This is a genomic window from Streptomyces sp. NPDC006207 (genome assembly GCF_040613835.1).
Classification (GTDB): domain Bacteria; phylum Actinomycetota; class Actinomycetes; order Streptomycetales; family Streptomycetaceae; genus Actinacidiphila.
Genome location: NZ_JBEXSX010000020.1, coordinates 31026 through 47563 on the forward strand (window position 1 = coordinate 31026; position 16538 = coordinate 47563).

Genomic DNA, 16538 nt, shown 5'->3' on the forward strand with positions numbered 1-16538 from the left:
TTGGGACACAAGGCCGCAATGGCGTCCGCGGGTCCCGGAAGGGAGGCCTCCGGGACCCGCGGATCCATCAGTCTCAGAGACCCGCGATCAGGCCGGTGGCCAGGCCGGTCACGGCGCCGGTGTTGACGCCGGAGATGCCCTCGACGGTGCCGACGACACCGGACACGGTGCCGGCGACCGGGGCGATCGACTCGACGGTGCCGGTGGCGTTGGCCACGAGGCCGCCCACGAGACCGCCGGAGACGTTGTCCAGGTCCGCGTCGGAGATCTCGCGGGTCTCAACCTGGGGGGTGAAGTCCATGGGGGGTTTCCCTTCGTGTGAACACATTTCATGTGGCGAATCATCAGGGGGGCAACCTCTTCGCCACGGCACGGGATACAAGCATGGGGGCAGGTGGGACGGCCAATTGGAGATTGCCGCGTTCGAATTTGGTTCGGATCCGCGGCTTCACCGGTGTACCGTATTTCCCACGCCCCGGTGGCAATTCCTTCACAGACGCGCTTCCCGTCGGGGCTGCGGAACCGGGCACTCCGGATCAAACCGTGCGCACCGGCGGGGGATGTCCCGTGCGTATGTGCGGGCGTATGTCGCTCGCGTGTGCGGTGTGCAGATTTACCGAAGGTAATGTTCAGCCCTGCGCTTGAGCCGCTCCGCCGAGCCCGTGACCAGGGCGGATCCACGGCGCGCGGAGCGTCGGGGCCGGTGGCCGGAAGGACTCAGCCGGTGGCGTCGCCGGTGGCGGCCGACAGGCCGAAGTCGCAGAGCCTGCCGATGAGTTCCAGGGCGGTGTCCGTGAGGCCGGCGGCCTCGCGCGGGTCGTCGCAGGCGACGAGTTCCCGTCCGATCTCGGCGATCGTCGTCGTGAGCGAGATCAGCAGGGCGCGGTCGCCCGGCCGCTCCTGCGTGATGCCGAGCAGGGTCGCGTTGTGGCTGATCCAGGTCCGGAGGTTCTGCCGGCCCAGCAGGTCGAAGCCCGGCGGGGTGTCCCCGGTGTAGAAGAGCCTGGCCATCTCCCGCCGCGCCCAGGTGTGCTCCAGGTACGCACGGGTGCCGGTGAGGAAGAGCGCGCGGGGCCGGCTCTCCCCGCTCTCGCGGAGCCGGGCCACCGCGCGGGCCGTGGTGTGGACCTGGGCGGTGCGGAACTCCTCCCACAGGGCCAGGAAGAGGTCCACCTTGCCGTCGAAGTGGTGGTAGAGCCCGCCGACGCTGGCGTCCGCGCGGCGGACCACCTCGGCGATGCCGGCCGCCGCGTACCCCGACTCCCCGAAGACCTCGCGGGCCGCCGTGAGCAGCGCCTGCCGGGTGGTCGCCGCCCGGCCGGGCGTCCGGGCCGGGGCCGGCCCGGACGCCCCACCGGTGGTGGGGAGGTCCGCGGGATCGCCGATGAGCAGCTCGTCACCGCGTCTGTCGCCCATCCCGGGACCTTCCGTCCGTCACGGTCGCGTCGCGCCGTGGACCCACTGCCTGGCGGGGCAGCACACTACCCCTCGCCCCTCAGGACGCCGGGATGCCGTCGGCCGGGGCCTGCGGCTGTGCCGTGGTGTACGGCGTGATGGCGCCCTGCTCGTCGTCCGTCACCAGCGGCGTGCCCTGCAGGGTGACCTCGGTGCTGCCCTTCAGGATGCCGATCTGGACCCCGGTGTAGCCCGCGTGCGAGTCCGCGCTGAACCGGAACGGCACCAGTCCGGGCCCGGTGAAGCCGCCCTTCTCCACGGCCTTCACCAGCGACTCCCGCGTCGGGTTCTCCCCGGCGCCCTGCAGTGCCTGGACGAAGGTGTAGGCCATGGACATCCCGAACTCGACGTTGCCGTCGAAGGGCAGCTTGGGGATGTACTTGTCGTGGACCTCGCGGAACAGCTTGATCCAGCTGTTGGACGTGTCGGTCGTCGGCGGCATGTAGGTGTCGGTGATGATGCCGTTCATCAGCGCGGCGGGGTCGGCCGTGCCGCCCGCCTGCTTCGCGAAGGACTCCAGCAGGCCCGCCAGGGTGGTCGGGTCGGAACCGACGTTGGTCACCACCATCTGCGGGTTGTACTGGAGCTTGAGCGAGGTGAGCTTGAACAGCGCGGTGTACGTCGGGATGGTGAACAGCACCACCACGTCCGCCTTGGACTGGGCGATGGCCGTGACCTGCGGGGCGATGTCGGTGCCGCCGGGCTGGTAGCTCTGCCGGCTGACCACCGACTCCTTGGGGATGTACTGGTCCAGGCCCTCGACGCCGTCCTTGCCGAAGTCGTCGCCCTGGTAGAAGTAGGCGACCTTCTTGCCGACGAAGTTCTCCTTGATGTACTGGCCGAGGATCTTGCCCTCGACGAGGTAGTCCGGCTGCCAGCCGAAGGTCTGCGGGTGCTTGTCGGGCTCGTCCCAGCAGCGGCAGCCGGAGGAGACGAACAGGTCCGGCACGCGGCGGCTGTTGAGGTAGTCGACCACCTTGGTGTGGGTCGGCGTGCCGAGACCGCCCACCATCGCGAAGATCTTGTCCTCCAGGACGAGTTCCTTGGTGACCTTCACCGTCTGGGTCGGGTTGTACGCGTCGTCCTTGTACTTGAACTCGATCTTCCGGCCGTTGACCCCGCCCTTGGCGTTGACGTGGTCGAAGTACGCCTTCGCGCCCGCCGAGACGTTGCTGTACCCCGGCGCCGCCGGGCCGGTGAGCGGCTGGTGGCTGCCGATGACGATGCTGTCCTTGGTGACGCCCGGCGCGGCGGAACCGCTGCCGGAGCCGTCGGAACAGGCGGTGAGCACCAAGGCCAGCACGGCCAGCGCGGCGCCGCCGCGAAGGCGCAGGCCGTGTCGGTGACTTCTTCTCATGACCCCTCCTGGAACCGAATCGGATTCGGTGGGTGTTGGACGGATTTCAGGTGACGTGCCGGTGGCCGGGGGAACGGGATACCGGCGGTCAGGTACCGGAGCCCCGCGTTCGGAGCCGCCGGACCAGACGGATGAGGGCCCCGTGGATCCCCTGCGGGAACAGGAGCATCGACAGGACGAGGGCGAGGCCGTACAGGGCGAGCGGCAGGTTCGCGTAGAAGCCCCGGGACAGGTGCAGGGCGTCCGCCACGTCGCCCGTCCAGTTGGGCAGCAGGACCAGGAGCACCGAGCCGTACACGGCGCCCGCCAGGCTGCCGAGCCCGCCGAGCACCGCCGCCGTCAGCAGGGACAGGGAGAGCGCCAGCGGGAACGCCCCGGGCGCGGCCAGCGAGCTGACCACCGCGAGGAGCCCGCCGCCCAGCCCCGCGCAGGCCGCGCTGACCACGAAGGCGAGCACCCGCAGGCGCGCCACGTGGATGCCGGCCAGCGCCGCGGAGACCTCGTCGTCCCGGATCGCCCGCCACGACCGGCCGACGCGGCTGCGCCCGAGGTCGGCGAGGAGCACCAGCACGACCACCGCGCACAGCACGCAGACCCAGGCCTGCCAGCGCTCCAGCGGGAAGTACGGGCCCAGTGCCTCGGGCGGCGGGGGCGAGGCCACCACGAGCCCGTTCTCGCCGCCCAGCAGATCGGTCAGATGACGGTAGTTCGCGAGCGCCGGCAGCCCGACGGCCAGGGTGAGGGTCGCGCCCGCGAGGTACGGGCCCTGCAGCCGCGCCGCCGCGGCGCCCACCAGCGCGCCCAGGGCGGCCGTCACCGCCGTGCCCGCCAGCAGCGAGACGGCCAGCGACCACCCCAGTTCGGTGAGGAACAGACCGGTCCCGTAGGCGCCGACCGCCATCAGCGCGCCGTGCCCCAGCGAGATCTGGCCGTTGGTCCCGGTCAGGACGGTCAGCCCGGCGACCGCGCACACATAGGTGGCGACGCCGGCGACCTCCAGGTTCTGGTACGGCGACAGCAGGGCGCTGACGGCGCAGACCACCAGCAGCCCGAGCAGCGCGGGCACCAGGTGCCGCACCGCGGTGCGGTCCATCGGACCCCTCAGCCGGGCGCTCAGGCCGGTCGCGGCCGGGCCCCCGAGCGGGGACCGCAGGTCCTTCGTGTCGGTCGTCTCGGTCATGAGCCCCTCACACCCGTCGCACGGAGGTCCGCGAGAACAGGCCGTTGGGCCTGATCATCAGCACCGTCATCAACACCGCCAGCGCGCCCAGCAGCGCGACCTCGGACCCCAGGTACCCCGAGACGTAGGAGAGGGTGAGCCCGACCACGAGCCCGCCGACCACCGCACCCGGCGGGCTGTCCAGCCCCCCGACGACGGCTGCGGCGAAGCCGAACACCAGTACCGCGTCGAACTGGTTGGGCCCGACGAACGTCGCCGGCGCCACGAGGACCCCGGCGAGCGCCCCGACCGCCCCCGCCAGCGCCCAGCCCAGCGTGAGCACCCGCCCGACCCGCACCCCGAACATCCGGGCCACCTCGGGGGAGAACGCCGCCGCCCGCATCCGCAGCCCCACCGGGGTGACCCGGAAGAGCAGCACGAGCAACGCCATCACCACGAGCACGGCCCCGATGACGAACAGGTCCGAGGGCGACAGCAGCAGCCTCGCACCGCCCACCGTGAAGCCCTTGATGCCGAGCAGCGGCGGGAAGGAGCGCGGCGAGCCGCCCCACACCATCCCGGCCACCGCCTGCAGGAACAGCAGCAGTCCGAGCGTGACGATGACCGCGTTCATCGGCGGCCCGTTCTCGACCGGCCGGACCAGCACCCGTTCCACGACCGCCCCCAGGACGAACCCCGAGGCGAGGGCGGCCAGCAGGCCGAGCCAGTACGAACCGGTCGCGTGGATCACGCCGAGGGCGACGAAGGTCGTGATCATCAGCATGCCGCCCTGGGCGAAGTTGACGATCCGGGTCGCCCGCCAGATGAGCACCAGGGCCAGCGCGACCGCCGCGTAGACGATGCCGCTGCTCACCCCGCCCAGTGTCAGATTGATGAAGTACATTCAGAACCCCAGGTAGGCGTGGCGGAGGTCTTCCGCAGTGGCGAGGCGCGCGGCCGCGTCGGCCGCGACCACCCGCCCCAGGTTCAGCACGACGCCGTGGTCCGCGACGGACAGGGCGCTGCGCGCGTTCTGCTCCACCAGGAGCACGGTGAGCCCCTGCCGCTCCCGCAGGTCCCGCAGGACGGCCAGGATCTGGGCGGTGACCCGGGGCGCGAGCCCCAGCGACGGTTCGTCGAGCAGCAACAGCCGCGGCCGGGTCATCAGCGCCCTGCCGATGGCGAGCATCTGCCGCTCGCCGCCGGAGAGGGTCTCCGCGGGCCGCGCGCGCCGCTCGGCCAGGGCGGGGAAGAGGGCGTAGACCTCCTCCAGGCCGGCGGACTGCAGCGCCCTGCGCTCGCGCCGGCCCCGCCACAGCCCGCCCAGCCGGAGGTTGTCGTGGACGGTCAGCTCGGTGATGACCCCACGGCCCTCGGGTACGTGGGACAGGCCCAGCCGCACGACCTCTTCGACGGGCAGCCGGGAGATGTCGGTGCCGTCGAGCAGGACGCTGCCGGAGCGCGGCCGGACGAGTCCGTTGACCGTGCGCAGCAGCGTGGTCTTGCCGGCGCCGTTGGCCCCGAGCACGGCGGTGATGCTGCCCTGGTCCACGGTGAGGGACACCTCGTCCAGGGCCCGCACCATGCCGTAGGAGACGACGAGTTCGCGGACCTCAAGCACGGGAGGACTCCTCTCGGGACCCGGGTGCCCCCGGCGCGGCGGTGTCGGCAGGCGCCGCGGCCGCTCCCGCGGTGACCTCGTCGCCGAGGTACGCCTCCGTCACCAGCGGGTCGTCGCGCACCTCGTCCGGGGTGCCGTGGGCGATGACCTTGCCGAAGTCCAGGACGAGGACCCGGTCGCAGACCCTCATGACCAGGTCCATGTGGTGCTCGACGAGGATGACCGCCATCCGTTCGCGCAGTCCCGAGATGACCTCGCCCAGGTCGCGCATGCCGTCCTCGGACAGCCCCGAGGCCGGTTCGTCGAGCAGCAGCAGCCGCGGTTCACCGGCGAGCGCCCGGGCGAGCGCCACCTGCTTCTGCACCCCGTAGGGGAGTTCGCCGGGGAGCCGGCCGGCGGCGTCCTCCGCGCCGAGCTCGCGCAGGACGGCCAGCGAACGGTGGCGCAGCAGCCGCTCGTCGCGGTCCGAACGCGGCAGGCCCAGCAGCGCGGAGGTGAAGCCCGCCCGCGCGTGCCGGGTCGCCCCGACCATGACGTTCTCCAGCACGGTCAGCCGGGGGAACAGCCCCAGACCCTGCAGGGTCCTGGCGATGCCGAGCCGGGCCAGCTGGTGCGGCCGGGGCCAGGGCCGTGCCCGGTCCTGCCAGTGCAGCGTCCCGGCGGCCGGGGGTACGAAGCCGCACACCGCGTTGAACAGGGTCGTCTTTCCGGCCCCGTTGGGCCCGATGACGCCGAGCACTTCGCCCGGCCGGACCGACAGGGACACCGCATCGAGCGCGGACAGGCCTCCGAAGGAGACCTCGAGTCCGTCGATGCGCAGGAGGCTTTCCACCAGTCACCCTTCCTTGGGAGTTCGGCGGGGTGGTACGGGACGAGGGGGCGGGGGTCGGGGGAACGGGGGTCGGGGGAACGGGGGTCGGGGAACGGGGATCGTGGATCGGATCGCGCGGTCGGCCCGGCGCTCCGGCGGCGGGGCGGCCTGCCGTCCGGGAGGGCTCCTCCCGGCCCGACCGAATCAGAATCGGATTCGGTTCCGACTGAGGGTGACCCCTGTCCGAAGCGCTGACAAGCCCCCGGTGACGGGGAGTTGGACTAGCCGGCGCCCGCCAGCAGCCGTGCCTCGCCCGCCTCGTAGCGCCGCCTGCTCTCGGCGGCCGTCCCGTCGCGGCGCCGCCGGTCGTAGCGGCTGCCGAGCCAGCCGGCGAGGAAGCCGAAGGGGATGGACACCAATCCGGCGGTCCGCAGCGGGAACCAGTGGAAGTCACGGTCCGGGAAGAGCGCCGTGGGACCGCCGGACACCGCCGTGGAGAACACCGTCAGCAGCAGGACGCACCCTGTGCCGCCGTACAGCGCGGCCAGCAGGCCGGTGCGGCCGAAGCCCCGCCAGAACAACGAGTACGTGAGGGCCGGCGCCACCGCGGAGGCGCCGATCGCCAGCGCGGTCGTCGTCATGACGGCGACGTTCCAGTCCTGAACCAGCGCGGCCAGGGCCACCGCCGCCGCGCCGACACCCACGGCCGCCCAGCGGGCCACCGCCAGTTCGGTGCGCGGGGCGGCCCGTCCGTCGCGCATCGCGTGCCCGAACAGGTCGTGCGCCAGTGACGAGGCCGCGGCGAGGGTAAGTCCCGACACCGACGACAACAGCGTCACGAACACCGTCCCGCAGACGGCGGCGTACAGCAGCGTCTCGCCGATCGACGGCGCGGCCTCCCCGAACGCCCGGGCCAGCATCAGCACCGACGTACGGCCCTCGGGGTCGGCCCCCGTGATCAGCCGGGCGCCGACCATGGCGGCCGCGCCCGCCCCCATGACCGTGCCCAGCAGGCAGAACGTGGTGACCGCGCCGACCGCCCAGGACATCGAGCGGCGCACGGCAGGGGCGTCGGGCGCCGAGTACAGACGCATCGTCACGTGCGGCAGGCAGGCCACCCCGAGGACGACCGTGAGCTGCAGCCCGATGAAGTCGAGCTTCCCCTCGGTGGTCCGCCCCAGCTCCAGGCCCTGCCGCAGGTACGCCTCGCCGGCCCCGCTGCCCGCCTGCGCGGCGCGCAGCAGGGCGTCCGCGCTCCAGCCGAAGCGGCTCATGACGAGCGCGGCGACCACGGCGCTGCTGCCCAGCAGCATCACGATCTTGATGATCTGGATCAGCGCCGTGCCCCGCATCCCGCCCATCGCCGCGTAGACGACCATCAGGGTGCCGATCATGGCGATGGAGACCGTGCGTGCACCGTCGAGGTGGATGTCCAGGATGGCGGTGAGCAGCGAACCCGCCCCCGAAAGCTGCACGATGAGGAACGGCAGGCACGCGGCCAGGGTGACCACGCTGGCGGCGATCCGCACGGACCGGCCGCGCATCGTACGGGCGAGGACGTCGCCCATGGTGAACCGCCCCGCGTTGCGCAGGGGTTCGGCGAGCAGGAACATCAGCACCACCAGCGACATGCCGGTGCTGGTCGCCAGCACGAAGCCGTCGTAGCCGAAGAGCGCGATGATGCCGGTGGTGCTGAGGACGGTCGCGGCGGAGATGTAGTCGCCCGCGATGGCCAGGCCGTTCTTGAACGGGGTGAGGGTGCGGTAGCCCGTGTAGAACTCCGCGAGGTCGTCCCGTTCCGGCCCGGCGAAGACGCTGAGCAGCAGCGTGCAGGTCACCAGGAACGTGAAGAAGAGCAGGACGACGGTCTGCGTCCCCGAGTCGTATGCGGCCGCGAACCGGTTCACCGGGCGGCCCCGTCGGCCGTCTCCCGCTGCCGCACGCGCAGCGCCAGCGGGTCCACCGACCGCCGCGCGCTGCGCTCGTACCAGCGGATCGCCGCGAACGTGACGGCGAGCTGCGACAGCCCCATCAGCGTGCCGAGCGTCAGCTGTCCGGCGACCCTCGTGCCCATCGTGTCCCGCGCGAGCACGGAGAGCAGGAGGAAGGCCAGGAAGTAGCCGAGCGCGGTGAGCGCCGAGACCCGCCGCAGCAGCCGGTAGGCCGAACGCAGCCGCCTGAGCTCGACGGGCCGCACGGGTGGTCGCGGTGGTGGTGCCGGTGCGGGCGGCGGTGGTTGCCGGTGGTGCCAGGTGTCGCCGTAGTACGTCATCGCGCGGTCTCCAAGCGGCTTGCGTGGCGAGGGTGTGCGGGCGCGGTGGGGGGACGGGCAGGTTCGACCGGTACGCCCCTGGGCGTCGGTGCCCCGGGGTGGCCGCACGATACCGACTGGTCGGCATGTCGGGAAGAGGTGCTGCAGGTCACGGTTGGAGCACCAAGCCGACCGGCCCCTCGCGGACCCGCTGCCGGCGCCCGGCCAGGCGGCAACGTGCCTGCGTGCGGGGCGGGTTCGGAGCGATGGTGTGGTGCCCGCGTGAGGGCGCGGGTGCTTCTCGGTGTGGCGACGCGGGGCCCTGTGCCCGGGCGGGCGAAGGACCGGCGTGACGGGGTTGCCGCGGCTGGGCCGTCGCGCGGACCGGCAGGGGCACCTCGCGGCGCGGGCGCGCGCCCGCCCGTCCGGGCCTGTGTGCCGGAAGCGACTCCCGCCCGGCGCCGTGCTGCCTCAGCGTGGACGGTCGGAGGGGCCCGTGCGACCGCCACGCCGGGGTCCGGGCGTTGCCTTCGCGACACCCGGGCCGCCGGAACTGTTCCTTGCCCCAGCGGAGTTCACGGTGCCGGCCGGCGCGGGCACCGCCTCGCCGGTGGGACCCCGCCGGGCGCGGGAACAGCGCGCGGCGCGGGCGCGCGCCGCCCAGCCAGGGCTGCGCCGCATGTTCGCGCGGACGCAACTGCCCCCGGCGAGCCGGGGACTGCTGCACTCGGCAGGCTCCCCACGCTCGTGTCCGGCGCGCGGGCCCACACGGACGGCCTGAGGGGTCCGGGCGAAGGGGCACGCCAGGCGTGGCATCGAGTCCTTTGACCCGCAGCAGAGGCTGCTCGCGCAGGCGGCGACTGCGCGTCACCAGCGTCCCGTGCGCGAGGACCCACGGGATCCGGCCGGCGGCGCCTCGTGGCGGGGACGCGTGCCGTCGCCCCAGGCCGCGTCAGGCGCCGGGCGCAACTGCCGCCCGTGCAACCGGTCCCTCGCGCGCACCCCCGGCAGCTCGCGTCAGCTGCCGCTGCCCGGCTCGACGTGCGGGGGGTGGACGGGGATCTCGCACCACACCTGCTTGCCGCCGCTGAGCGGCATCGTGCCCCAGGCCGCCGACATCGCCTCGACGAGGAGGATGCCGCGGCCGCCGGTGTCGTGCCAGTTGATGATCGCCGGCTTGACCGGCGTCCGCGGCGAGCCGTCGCCCACGGCGATCCGCAGCCGGTCGCCGGTGAGCGTGATGTCCAGGCGGACCTGGCCCTCGGTGTGCACCAGGGCGTTGGTGACCAGCTCGGAGACGACCAGCAGCACCGTGTCGGCCGCCTCGCCGAGCCCCCACGCACGCAGGGTGCGGGCGGTGAACCGGCGGGCGTGCGAGGCGGCGTCGGGGAGCCGCCACACCGTCCAGCTCTCGCGCACGGGCTTGACGGCCATGCCGTCGTAACGCATCAGCAGCAGTGCGATGTCGTCGCTGCGGGTGGCGTTGCTCAGCAGGGCGTCCGCCATGCGGCCCAGGTGGGAGGGGTCGGCCTCGGACAGCTCGCGCGACATCCGCGCGATGCCGTCGTCCATCGGGAGCTCGGCGGACTCGACCAGGCCGTCGGTGGTCAGGGCGAGGACGGTGCCGATCTGCAGCCGCAGCGGGATCAGCGGGAAGTCCGCGTCGTCGACGACGCCCAGCGGGGGCCCGCCGTCGCCCTCCACGGTCAGGGTGGTGCCGTCCGGGAGCCGTAGCACCGGGGGCAGGTGACCGGCGCGCACGCACCAGGCACTGCCCTCCTCCATGTCGATGCTGACGTAGCAGCAGGTTGCGAAGAGGTCGGTCTCCATGCCCATGAGCAGGCGGTTGGCGTGCGACACCACGACGTCGGGGGAGTGGCCCTCCACGGCGTAGGCGCGGATCGCGGTGCGCATCTGGCCCATGAGCGTGGCGGCCCCGGCGTTGTGCCCCTGGACGTCGCCGATGACGAGGGCGACGTGGTGGTCGTGCAGGGGTATGACGTCGTACCAGTCGCCGCCGACCTCCAGCCCGCCGGTCGTCGGCAGGTACCGGGCGATCGCGACCCCGCCCGGAAGCACCGGGAGCCGGCGCGGCAGCAGGGTGCGCTGGAGGGTGCCGACCAGTTCGTGCTCGGCGTCGAAGGCCCGTACGCGGACCAGCGCCTGGCCGACCAGCCCGGCCGCGGCGGTCAGCACGGCGCGTTCGTCCGCGCCGAACTCGTGGGGCTCGTCCCAGCCGATGAGGCAGCAGCCGACGACCCGTCCGGCCGCGGGGAGCGGCAGCACCGCGAGTCCGCCGGGGCCCACCCCGGCCAGCGTGGACTCCAGCGGTGCCCCGGCCGGCCAGAAGGCGACCCGGCCCTCGCGCAGCGCGGTCGCCAGCGTGGGCATGGCCCGGGTCGGTGCGTCCGGCCATTCCGAACGCCATTCGGTGCGCCACACCTCGGGCCACGCGGAGGGGTCCGCAGGGTCGAGGACGGTGACCACCAGCCGGTCGTTCTCCAGTTCGGCGAGCGCGACCCGGTCGGCGTTCAGCGGGCGGCGCAGCGCCGCCACCACCACCGCGCTGACGTCCCGTACCGTCGCGGCGTTGGCCAGGTCGGCGGCGAGTTGCTGCACCCGGCCCACGTCGTTGACCCCGGCGCGCATCCGTGAGGCGTCCCCGACCGTGCCCAGCAGCCGTACGGGGCGGCCGTCCGGGGCGAAGAGCACCCGCCCGCGCAGCCGTAGCCAGCGCAGCTCCCCGGAGGGCCGGCGGATGCGGAACTCCAGCTCGCGGTCGCCGGTGGCCATGTGCCCGGCCTCCACCACCGACATCAGCGCGGGCAGGTCCTCGGGGAGGGTCAGCGCGAGCAGGGTCTCCACCCGGCCGTCGAACCCCGAGGGCTCCAGGCCGAACAGGGCGAGCACGTCGTCGCCCACGTTGATCCAGCCGGTGTCCATGTCGAGGGTGAACCCGGTGCCCCGGGACTCCGCCCCGGCCATCGGGTCGGCGTCGCCGCACGCGTCGCCGGGCGTCGGGCCGGGGTGGCCGATCGCGGTGGCGAACAGTTCGAGGCGCTGCCGGTCCTCCGTGTCGAAGCCGCCGGGCTGGTCCGTGACCGCCACCAGGCAGCCGACGCTCACATGGTCCGCCCGCAGCGGCAGGGCGGTCAGCGAGACCTCCAGCGGCTCCGGGGTCCCGTTCCCCGTCAGCCGGGCGACCTCCGCGGGCCCCGCGGACACCACGCGGTCCTGGCGCACGGAGACGGCCATGGGGGAACCGCCGTCCGTCGCGTAGCTCTGGCGCAGCCCGTGCAGGGCGCGCGGCACCCCGGCCGAGGCGACCAGGCACAACTCCCCGCCGGTCTCCGAGGGTGCGTACACGGCGACGTGGGTCGCACCGGTGAAGACCAGCGCCTGTTCGATGACGGATCGCAGGCGGGCGGACTGGCCAAGGTCGGATCGGAGCGTTTTGAGCGCGAGCTCGGCGGACAGCGCCCGAACTCTGCGTCCTTTCGCGCCGTCGCTGACCACGTGGTCATTACACCGCCTCCGGGGCCCCGGCGCAGCCCGTGTGCAGGGAATCGTCACGGGGTGTGAGAAGAACGCGGGTCGTGTCCTCCGTTTCCCCCATCCTCGACCAGCTCCGCACGCGGGCGCGCCCCGGCGGGGCCGGGCCCGGGCCGTGGATCTAGCGCTGGGGGAAGGTGTAGGTGTAGCCGGCCGCGTCGAGCCGGTCGAGCAGGGTCTCCAGCGCCTGCACGGTCTGGCTGCGGTCGCCGCCGCCGTCGTGCATGAGCACGATGGCGCCCGGCTTCAGTTCGGAGTTCACGGTCGCGAGGATGGCCTCCGCGCCGGGGCGGCGCCAGTCGTCGGAGTCGACGGTCCAGCCGAGCGGGCGCAGTCCGTGGTCGGCGGCGATGGCGCGGATCGCGGGGGAGAAGTCGCCGCCGGGGGCCCGGTAGTACCACAGCGCGGTGTCGCCGGAGCCTGCGGCGCGGGATATCTCGCTCTGGGCGTCGAGTATCTCGTGGCGGTTGTACTCCTGCGACTTGCGGCTCTGCGCCTCGTCGTGGTGGACGGAGTGGTCGCACAGCCGGTGTCCCGCGGCGGCGATCCGCCGCACCAGGTCGGGGTGGGCCCTGGCGTTGGGGCCTATCTCGCAGAAGGTGGCCTTGGCGTGGTGCCGGGCGAGCACGTCCAGGACCTTGGGGGTCCACACCGGGTCCGGGCCGTCGTCGAAGGTGAGGGCCACCGACCTGCCCGGGGCCTCCACGCCGTGCTGGATCGAGCGCGCGGTCACTGACGTGCCATGGGCGGGGGCCTGGACCGCGGTGCCGTGGGCCCCAGTGCCGCCGCGCTGCGGGTCCGCGCCGTGCGCGGGGGCCTGCGACCGGGCGGTCCCCGGGGCGGCGGCGTCGTGGTGCGCGGTCTCGTGGTGCGGGGCGTCGTGGTGCGCGGTGCCCGCCGGGGGGCGGGCCGCGCCCGGCGTGCCGGACGGAGCCCCGGGTGCCGTGGACGGCGTCGCAGCGGGGGCCGACGAGGACGCGGACGGCGCGGAAGGCGAGGCGGGCGCGGAGGGCGAGGCGGCACGGACGGAGGGCGCCGAGGCGGCGCTGCCCGCGGCCTGCATCATGTGCTCCGTGCCGCAGGCGGCGAGCGTGGCTCCGGCGAGCGTCACCGCCGCGACTGCTCCGAGGGCTCGGGTCGCGCGGGTCGTCAGTGCCACGGTGGTACCTCCTGGGGCCGCTGCGTGCATGCCGGGCATGCGGATCAGCCCCCCACCGTAGGCGGCGCGCGGCGGCGTGCCCTCGGTCTTTCGGTCATCTTCGGGTCCTTCGCCGGCGGGACCTTCGTCCTCTTGGCATGGCCCAGACAAGATGCCAAGCTGTGGGTTAGGAAAGTTTCCTAACGGAAGGAGTCCCTCGTGCGCAAGCGCCTCGCACTGGCCACCGCCGGGGCCGGAGCCACCCTGCTGGCCGCCCTCCTCACCCCCGCCGCCGGCGCCGCCGGTACCGCCGGGTCGTCCCCCCGCAGTCCCCAGGAGGGCTCGGTCACGGCCGCCCAGTTACTGGCCAAGGTCAACGGCTGTACGCAGATCTCCAGCGGCAGGTACCGCACCGACGAGGAGACCTCCGCCACCGTCCCGGTCTGCGGTGCCAACGGCGCCGTGTTCTGGAAGGCCGACATGGACATCGACTGCGACGGCCAGGTCACCGCCCGCTGCAACTGGGACACCGACCCCTGGTTCCAGGACGACACGGCCTTCCACCAGTCGGACGGCCGCCCGCTCAACGCCGAGACGCTCCCCTACGTCGTCGTCCCCAGCCCCAGCGGCACCTGGGACTACCGCGGCGCCGGCATCAAGGGCGGCGGCGTGGTGGCCATCGTGTACGGCGGGCAGGTCGAGTACGCCGTCGTCGGCGACACCGGCCCCACCGCGATCATCGGCGAGGCCTCCTACGCCACCGCGCAGGCCCTCGGGATCGACCCCGACCCGGAGACCGGCGGGACGGAGTCCGGCGTGACGTACATCCTCTTCAAGAACTCCTCCGTCGCGCCGATCGAGAGCCACACCAAGGCGGTCTCCGTCGGCGACGCGCTCGCCCGCCAGTTCGTCGCGAACAACTGATCCGCCCAGGACCCGGACGTACGCCGGGCGGCCGACGTGACGCGGCGGACGCCACCCCCGTGTTGCGCGGCCGCCCCCGGCGCGTGATCGTGGGCGACGGGACCGTCCGGCCCGCTCGAGCTTCCGCACCGTGGTCCACACAGGGGTCGCCGCATGAGCACACACGTTGACGTCGTCGTCCTGGGCGCGGGTCCCGGGGGGTACGTCGCCGCCATCCGGGCCGCCCAGCTGGGCCTGCGCACGGCGATCGTCGAGGAGCGCTACTGGGGCGGGGTGTGCCTCAACGTGGGGTGCATCCCCTCCAAGGCCCTGCTGCGCAACGCCGAACTGGCACACATCTTCACCAAGGAGGCCAGGACCTTCGGCATCCGGGTGAACGGCGAGGTCAGCTTCGACTACCGCGAGGCCTTCGCGCGCAGCCGCAAGGTCGCGGACGGCCGGGTCAAGGGCGTCCACTTCCTGATGAAGAAGAACGACATCACGAAGTTCGAGGGCCACGGCACCTTCACCGACGACCACACCCTCCACGTCGCGCTGGGCTCCGGCGGCAGCGAGACCGTCACCTTCGACCACTGCATCATCGCCACCGGCGCGACCACCAGACTGCTCCCCGGCACCTCGCTCAGCGAGCGGGTCGTGACGTACGAGGAGCAGATCATGACGGACACGCTCCCGCGGAGCATCCTCATCGCGGGCGCCGGCGCGATCGGCGTGGAGTTCGCGTACGTCCTGCACAACTACGGGGTGAAGGTGACCCTCGTGGAGTTCCTCGACCGGATCGTGCCGCTGGAGGACGAGGAGGTGTCGGCCGAACTCGCCCGCCAGTACCGCAAGCTGGGCATCGACGTGCTCACCTCGACCCGGGTGGAGGCGATCAACGACGCCGGCGACTCGGTCAAGGTCATGGTGACCACCGGCGGCCAGCGGCAGACGCTCGAAGCCGACAAGGTGCTCCAGGCGATCGGCTTCCAGCCGCGCATCTCCGGCTACGGCCTGGAGCAGACCGGGGTCCGGCTCACCGAGCGCGGTGCCATCGACATCGACGAGTTCTGCCGCACCAGCGTCCCGCACATCTACGCCATCGGCGACGTCACGGCGAAACTGATGCTCGCCCACGCCGCCGAGGCCATGGGCGTGGTCGCCGCCGAGACCATCGCGGAGGCCGAGACCATGTCCTTGGACTACGTGATGATCCCGCGCGTCACCTTCTGCCAGCCGCAGATCGCCAGCTTCGGGTGGACGGAGGCGCAGGTCCGTGAGCGCGGCCTCGACGTGCGCGTGGCCAAGTTCCCCTTCACCGCCAACGGCAAGGCGCACGGCCTCGGCGACGCGAGCGGCTTCGTGAAGCTCATCAGCGACGCGAAGTACGGCGAACTCCTCGGCGGGCACCTGATCGGCCCCGAGGTCACCGAGCTGCTGCCCGAGCTGACGCTCGCCCAGAAGTGGGACCTCACGGCGGCTGAACTGGCCCGCAACGTCCACGGCCACCCCACCCTCAGCGAGGCCGTCCAGGAAGCGCTCCACGGCCTCGCCGGCCACATGATCAACTTCTGAGCCCGCCCGCACCACGGCCAACGCCCTGCTGCCCAACGGCACCGGCTAGGCGTCGGCCGGGCGCCTCGCCCGCATCCGCATCCGCGTCAGCGGCGGCGGCGTAGCAGGAAGACGACGAGCGCACCGACGGCCGCGGCCAGCAGACCGGCTGCCGCGGCGCGTTTGGCGACCGGGGCGCCGGCGATGCGCAGGAGGTCGATGGGTTCGTCCTCGCGGTTCGCCGGTGCGGCGGGCGCGTCCTCGGCGGCGTCCTCGCCCCCGGCAGGGGGCTGCGGGGCGGCCAGCCGGCCGGCGAGGCAGTCGGCGAACTGGCCGATGATGCGGTCGCCGACCTCCGCCATCACGCCGCGCCCGAACTGCGCGGGCCGGCCGGTCACGGCGAGGTCGGTCGTCACCGAGACGACCGTCGTGCCGTCCTTCTCCGCCAGGGTGCCGGTCACCGTCGCCCGCGCCGTGCCCTGGCCGCGGACCTCCTTGCCACGGGCGGCCAGCACGACGCGGTGCGCGGTCCCGTCCCGCTCCTCGAAGACCGCCGTGCCGCGGTAGGTCACCGTCACCGGGCCCACCTTGACCTTCACCGAGCCCCTCACGGTCTCGCCGTCGTACTCCTCCACCGTCGCGCCCGGCATGCACGGCGCGACGCGCTCGATGTCCAGCAGCGCCCGCCAGGCGTCCGCCACCGGGACGGGGACCTCGAACTCGTGGTGCAGTTCCAT

Annotated in this window: 14 protein-coding genes; 2 read left to right on the forward strand and 12 right to left on the reverse strand. The window is 73.1% G+C overall.

The annotated features are described in order from the left end of the window. Positions 1 to 73 precede the first annotated feature (73 nt). The 11 genes from ABZ312_RS17985 to ABZ312_RS18035 form a co-directional block, all read right to left on the reverse strand. Entirely contained in the window at positions 74 to 301 is a 228-nt protein-coding gene (locus tag ABZ312_RS17985) for a type A2 lantipeptide (protein ID WP_500323772.1), read from the reverse strand. 416 nt (positions 302 to 717) lie between these two features. Further along, on the reverse strand, positions 718 to 1416 hold the full coding sequence (locus ABZ312_RS17990) for a TetR family transcriptional regulator (RefSeq protein WP_500359798.1): 699 nt from the start codon (positions 1414 to 1416) through the stop codon (positions 718 to 720). A gap of 79 nt (positions 1417 to 1495) precedes the next feature. Further along, positions 1496 to 2812 (reverse strand): ABC transporter substrate-binding protein, encoded by a 1317-nt coding sequence (locus tag ABZ312_RS17995; RefSeq protein ID WP_500438147.1) that lies wholly within the window; start codon positions 2810 to 2812, stop codon positions 1496 to 1498. A gap of 88 nt (positions 2813 to 2900) precedes the next feature. Continuing rightward, positions 2901 to 3992, reverse strand: a complete 1092-nt coding sequence (locus ABZ312_RS18000; protein WP_500323775.1) for a branched-chain amino acid ABC transporter permease — start codon at positions 3990 to 3992, stop codon at positions 2901 to 2903. A gap of 7 nt (positions 3993 to 3999) precedes the next feature. Beyond that, the gene (locus tag ABZ312_RS18005) at positions 4000 to 4845 is read right to left on the reverse strand and encodes a branched-chain amino acid ABC transporter permease (RefSeq protein WP_500323776.1); all 846 of its coding nucleotides are present in this window, start codon (positions 4843 to 4845) and stop codon (positions 4000 to 4002) included. Between the two features lie 30 nt (positions 4846 to 4875). Beyond that, entirely contained in the window at positions 4876 to 5592 is a 717-nt protein-coding gene (locus ABZ312_RS18010; protein WP_500323777.1) for an ABC transporter ATP-binding protein, read from the reverse strand. Next, complete coding sequence (locus ABZ312_RS18015) at positions 5585 to 6424, reverse strand: ABC transporter ATP-binding protein (RefSeq protein WP_500323778.1); 840 nt, start codon at positions 6422 to 6424, stop codon at positions 5585 to 5587. The genes ABZ312_RS18010 and ABZ312_RS18015 overlap by 8 nt, the downstream gene beginning before the upstream one ends. Positions 6425 to 6684: 260 nt before the next feature. Beyond that, on the reverse strand, positions 6685 to 8310 hold the full coding sequence (locus ABZ312_RS18020; RefSeq protein ID WP_500438149.1) for a sodium/solute symporter: 1626 nt from the start codon (positions 8308 to 8310) through the stop codon (positions 6685 to 6687). Continuing rightward, positions 8307 to 8675 (reverse strand): DUF485 domain-containing protein, encoded by a 369-nt coding sequence (locus tag ABZ312_RS18025; RefSeq protein ID WP_500323779.1) that lies wholly within the window; start codon positions 8673 to 8675, stop codon positions 8307 to 8309. Before ABZ312_RS18025 ends, ABZ312_RS18020 begins: the two co-directional genes overlap by 4 nt. A gap of 996 nt (positions 8676 to 9671) precedes the next feature. Beyond that, positions 9672 to 12170: a SpoIIE family protein phosphatase gene (locus ABZ312_RS18030; RefSeq protein ID WP_500323780.1), complete on the reverse strand. Its 2499-nt coding sequence runs from the start codon at positions 12168 to 12170 to the stop codon at positions 9672 to 9674. A gap of 157 nt (positions 12171 to 12327) precedes the next feature. Next, positions 12328 to 13365, reverse strand: a complete 1038-nt coding sequence (locus ABZ312_RS18035) for a polysaccharide deacetylase family protein (protein ID WP_500323781.1) — start codon at positions 13363 to 13365, stop codon at positions 12328 to 12330. Positions 13366 to 13563: 198 nt separating this feature from the next. Between ABZ312_RS18035 and ABZ312_RS18040 the strand changes: the two genes are divergently transcribed. Next, on the forward strand, positions 13564 to 14268 hold the full coding sequence (locus tag ABZ312_RS18040; protein ID WP_500323782.1) for a glycoside hydrolase family 75 protein: 705 nt from the start codon (positions 13564 to 13566) through the stop codon (positions 14266 to 14268). A 153-nt stretch (positions 14269 to 14421) separates the two neighbouring features. Next, on the forward strand, positions 14422 to 15822 hold the full coding sequence (lpdA, locus tag ABZ312_RS18045) for a dihydrolipoyl dehydrogenase (RefSeq protein WP_500323783.1): 1401 nt from the start codon (positions 14422 to 14424) through the stop codon (positions 15820 to 15822). Positions 15823 to 15908: 86 nt separating this feature from the next. Here lpdA and ABZ312_RS18050 read toward each other — a convergent pair whose 3' ends face one another. Then, a complete protein-coding gene (locus tag ABZ312_RS18050; protein WP_500438150.1) occupies positions 15909 to 16538 on the reverse strand; it encodes an SRPBCC family protein in 630 nt (209 codons plus the stop codon).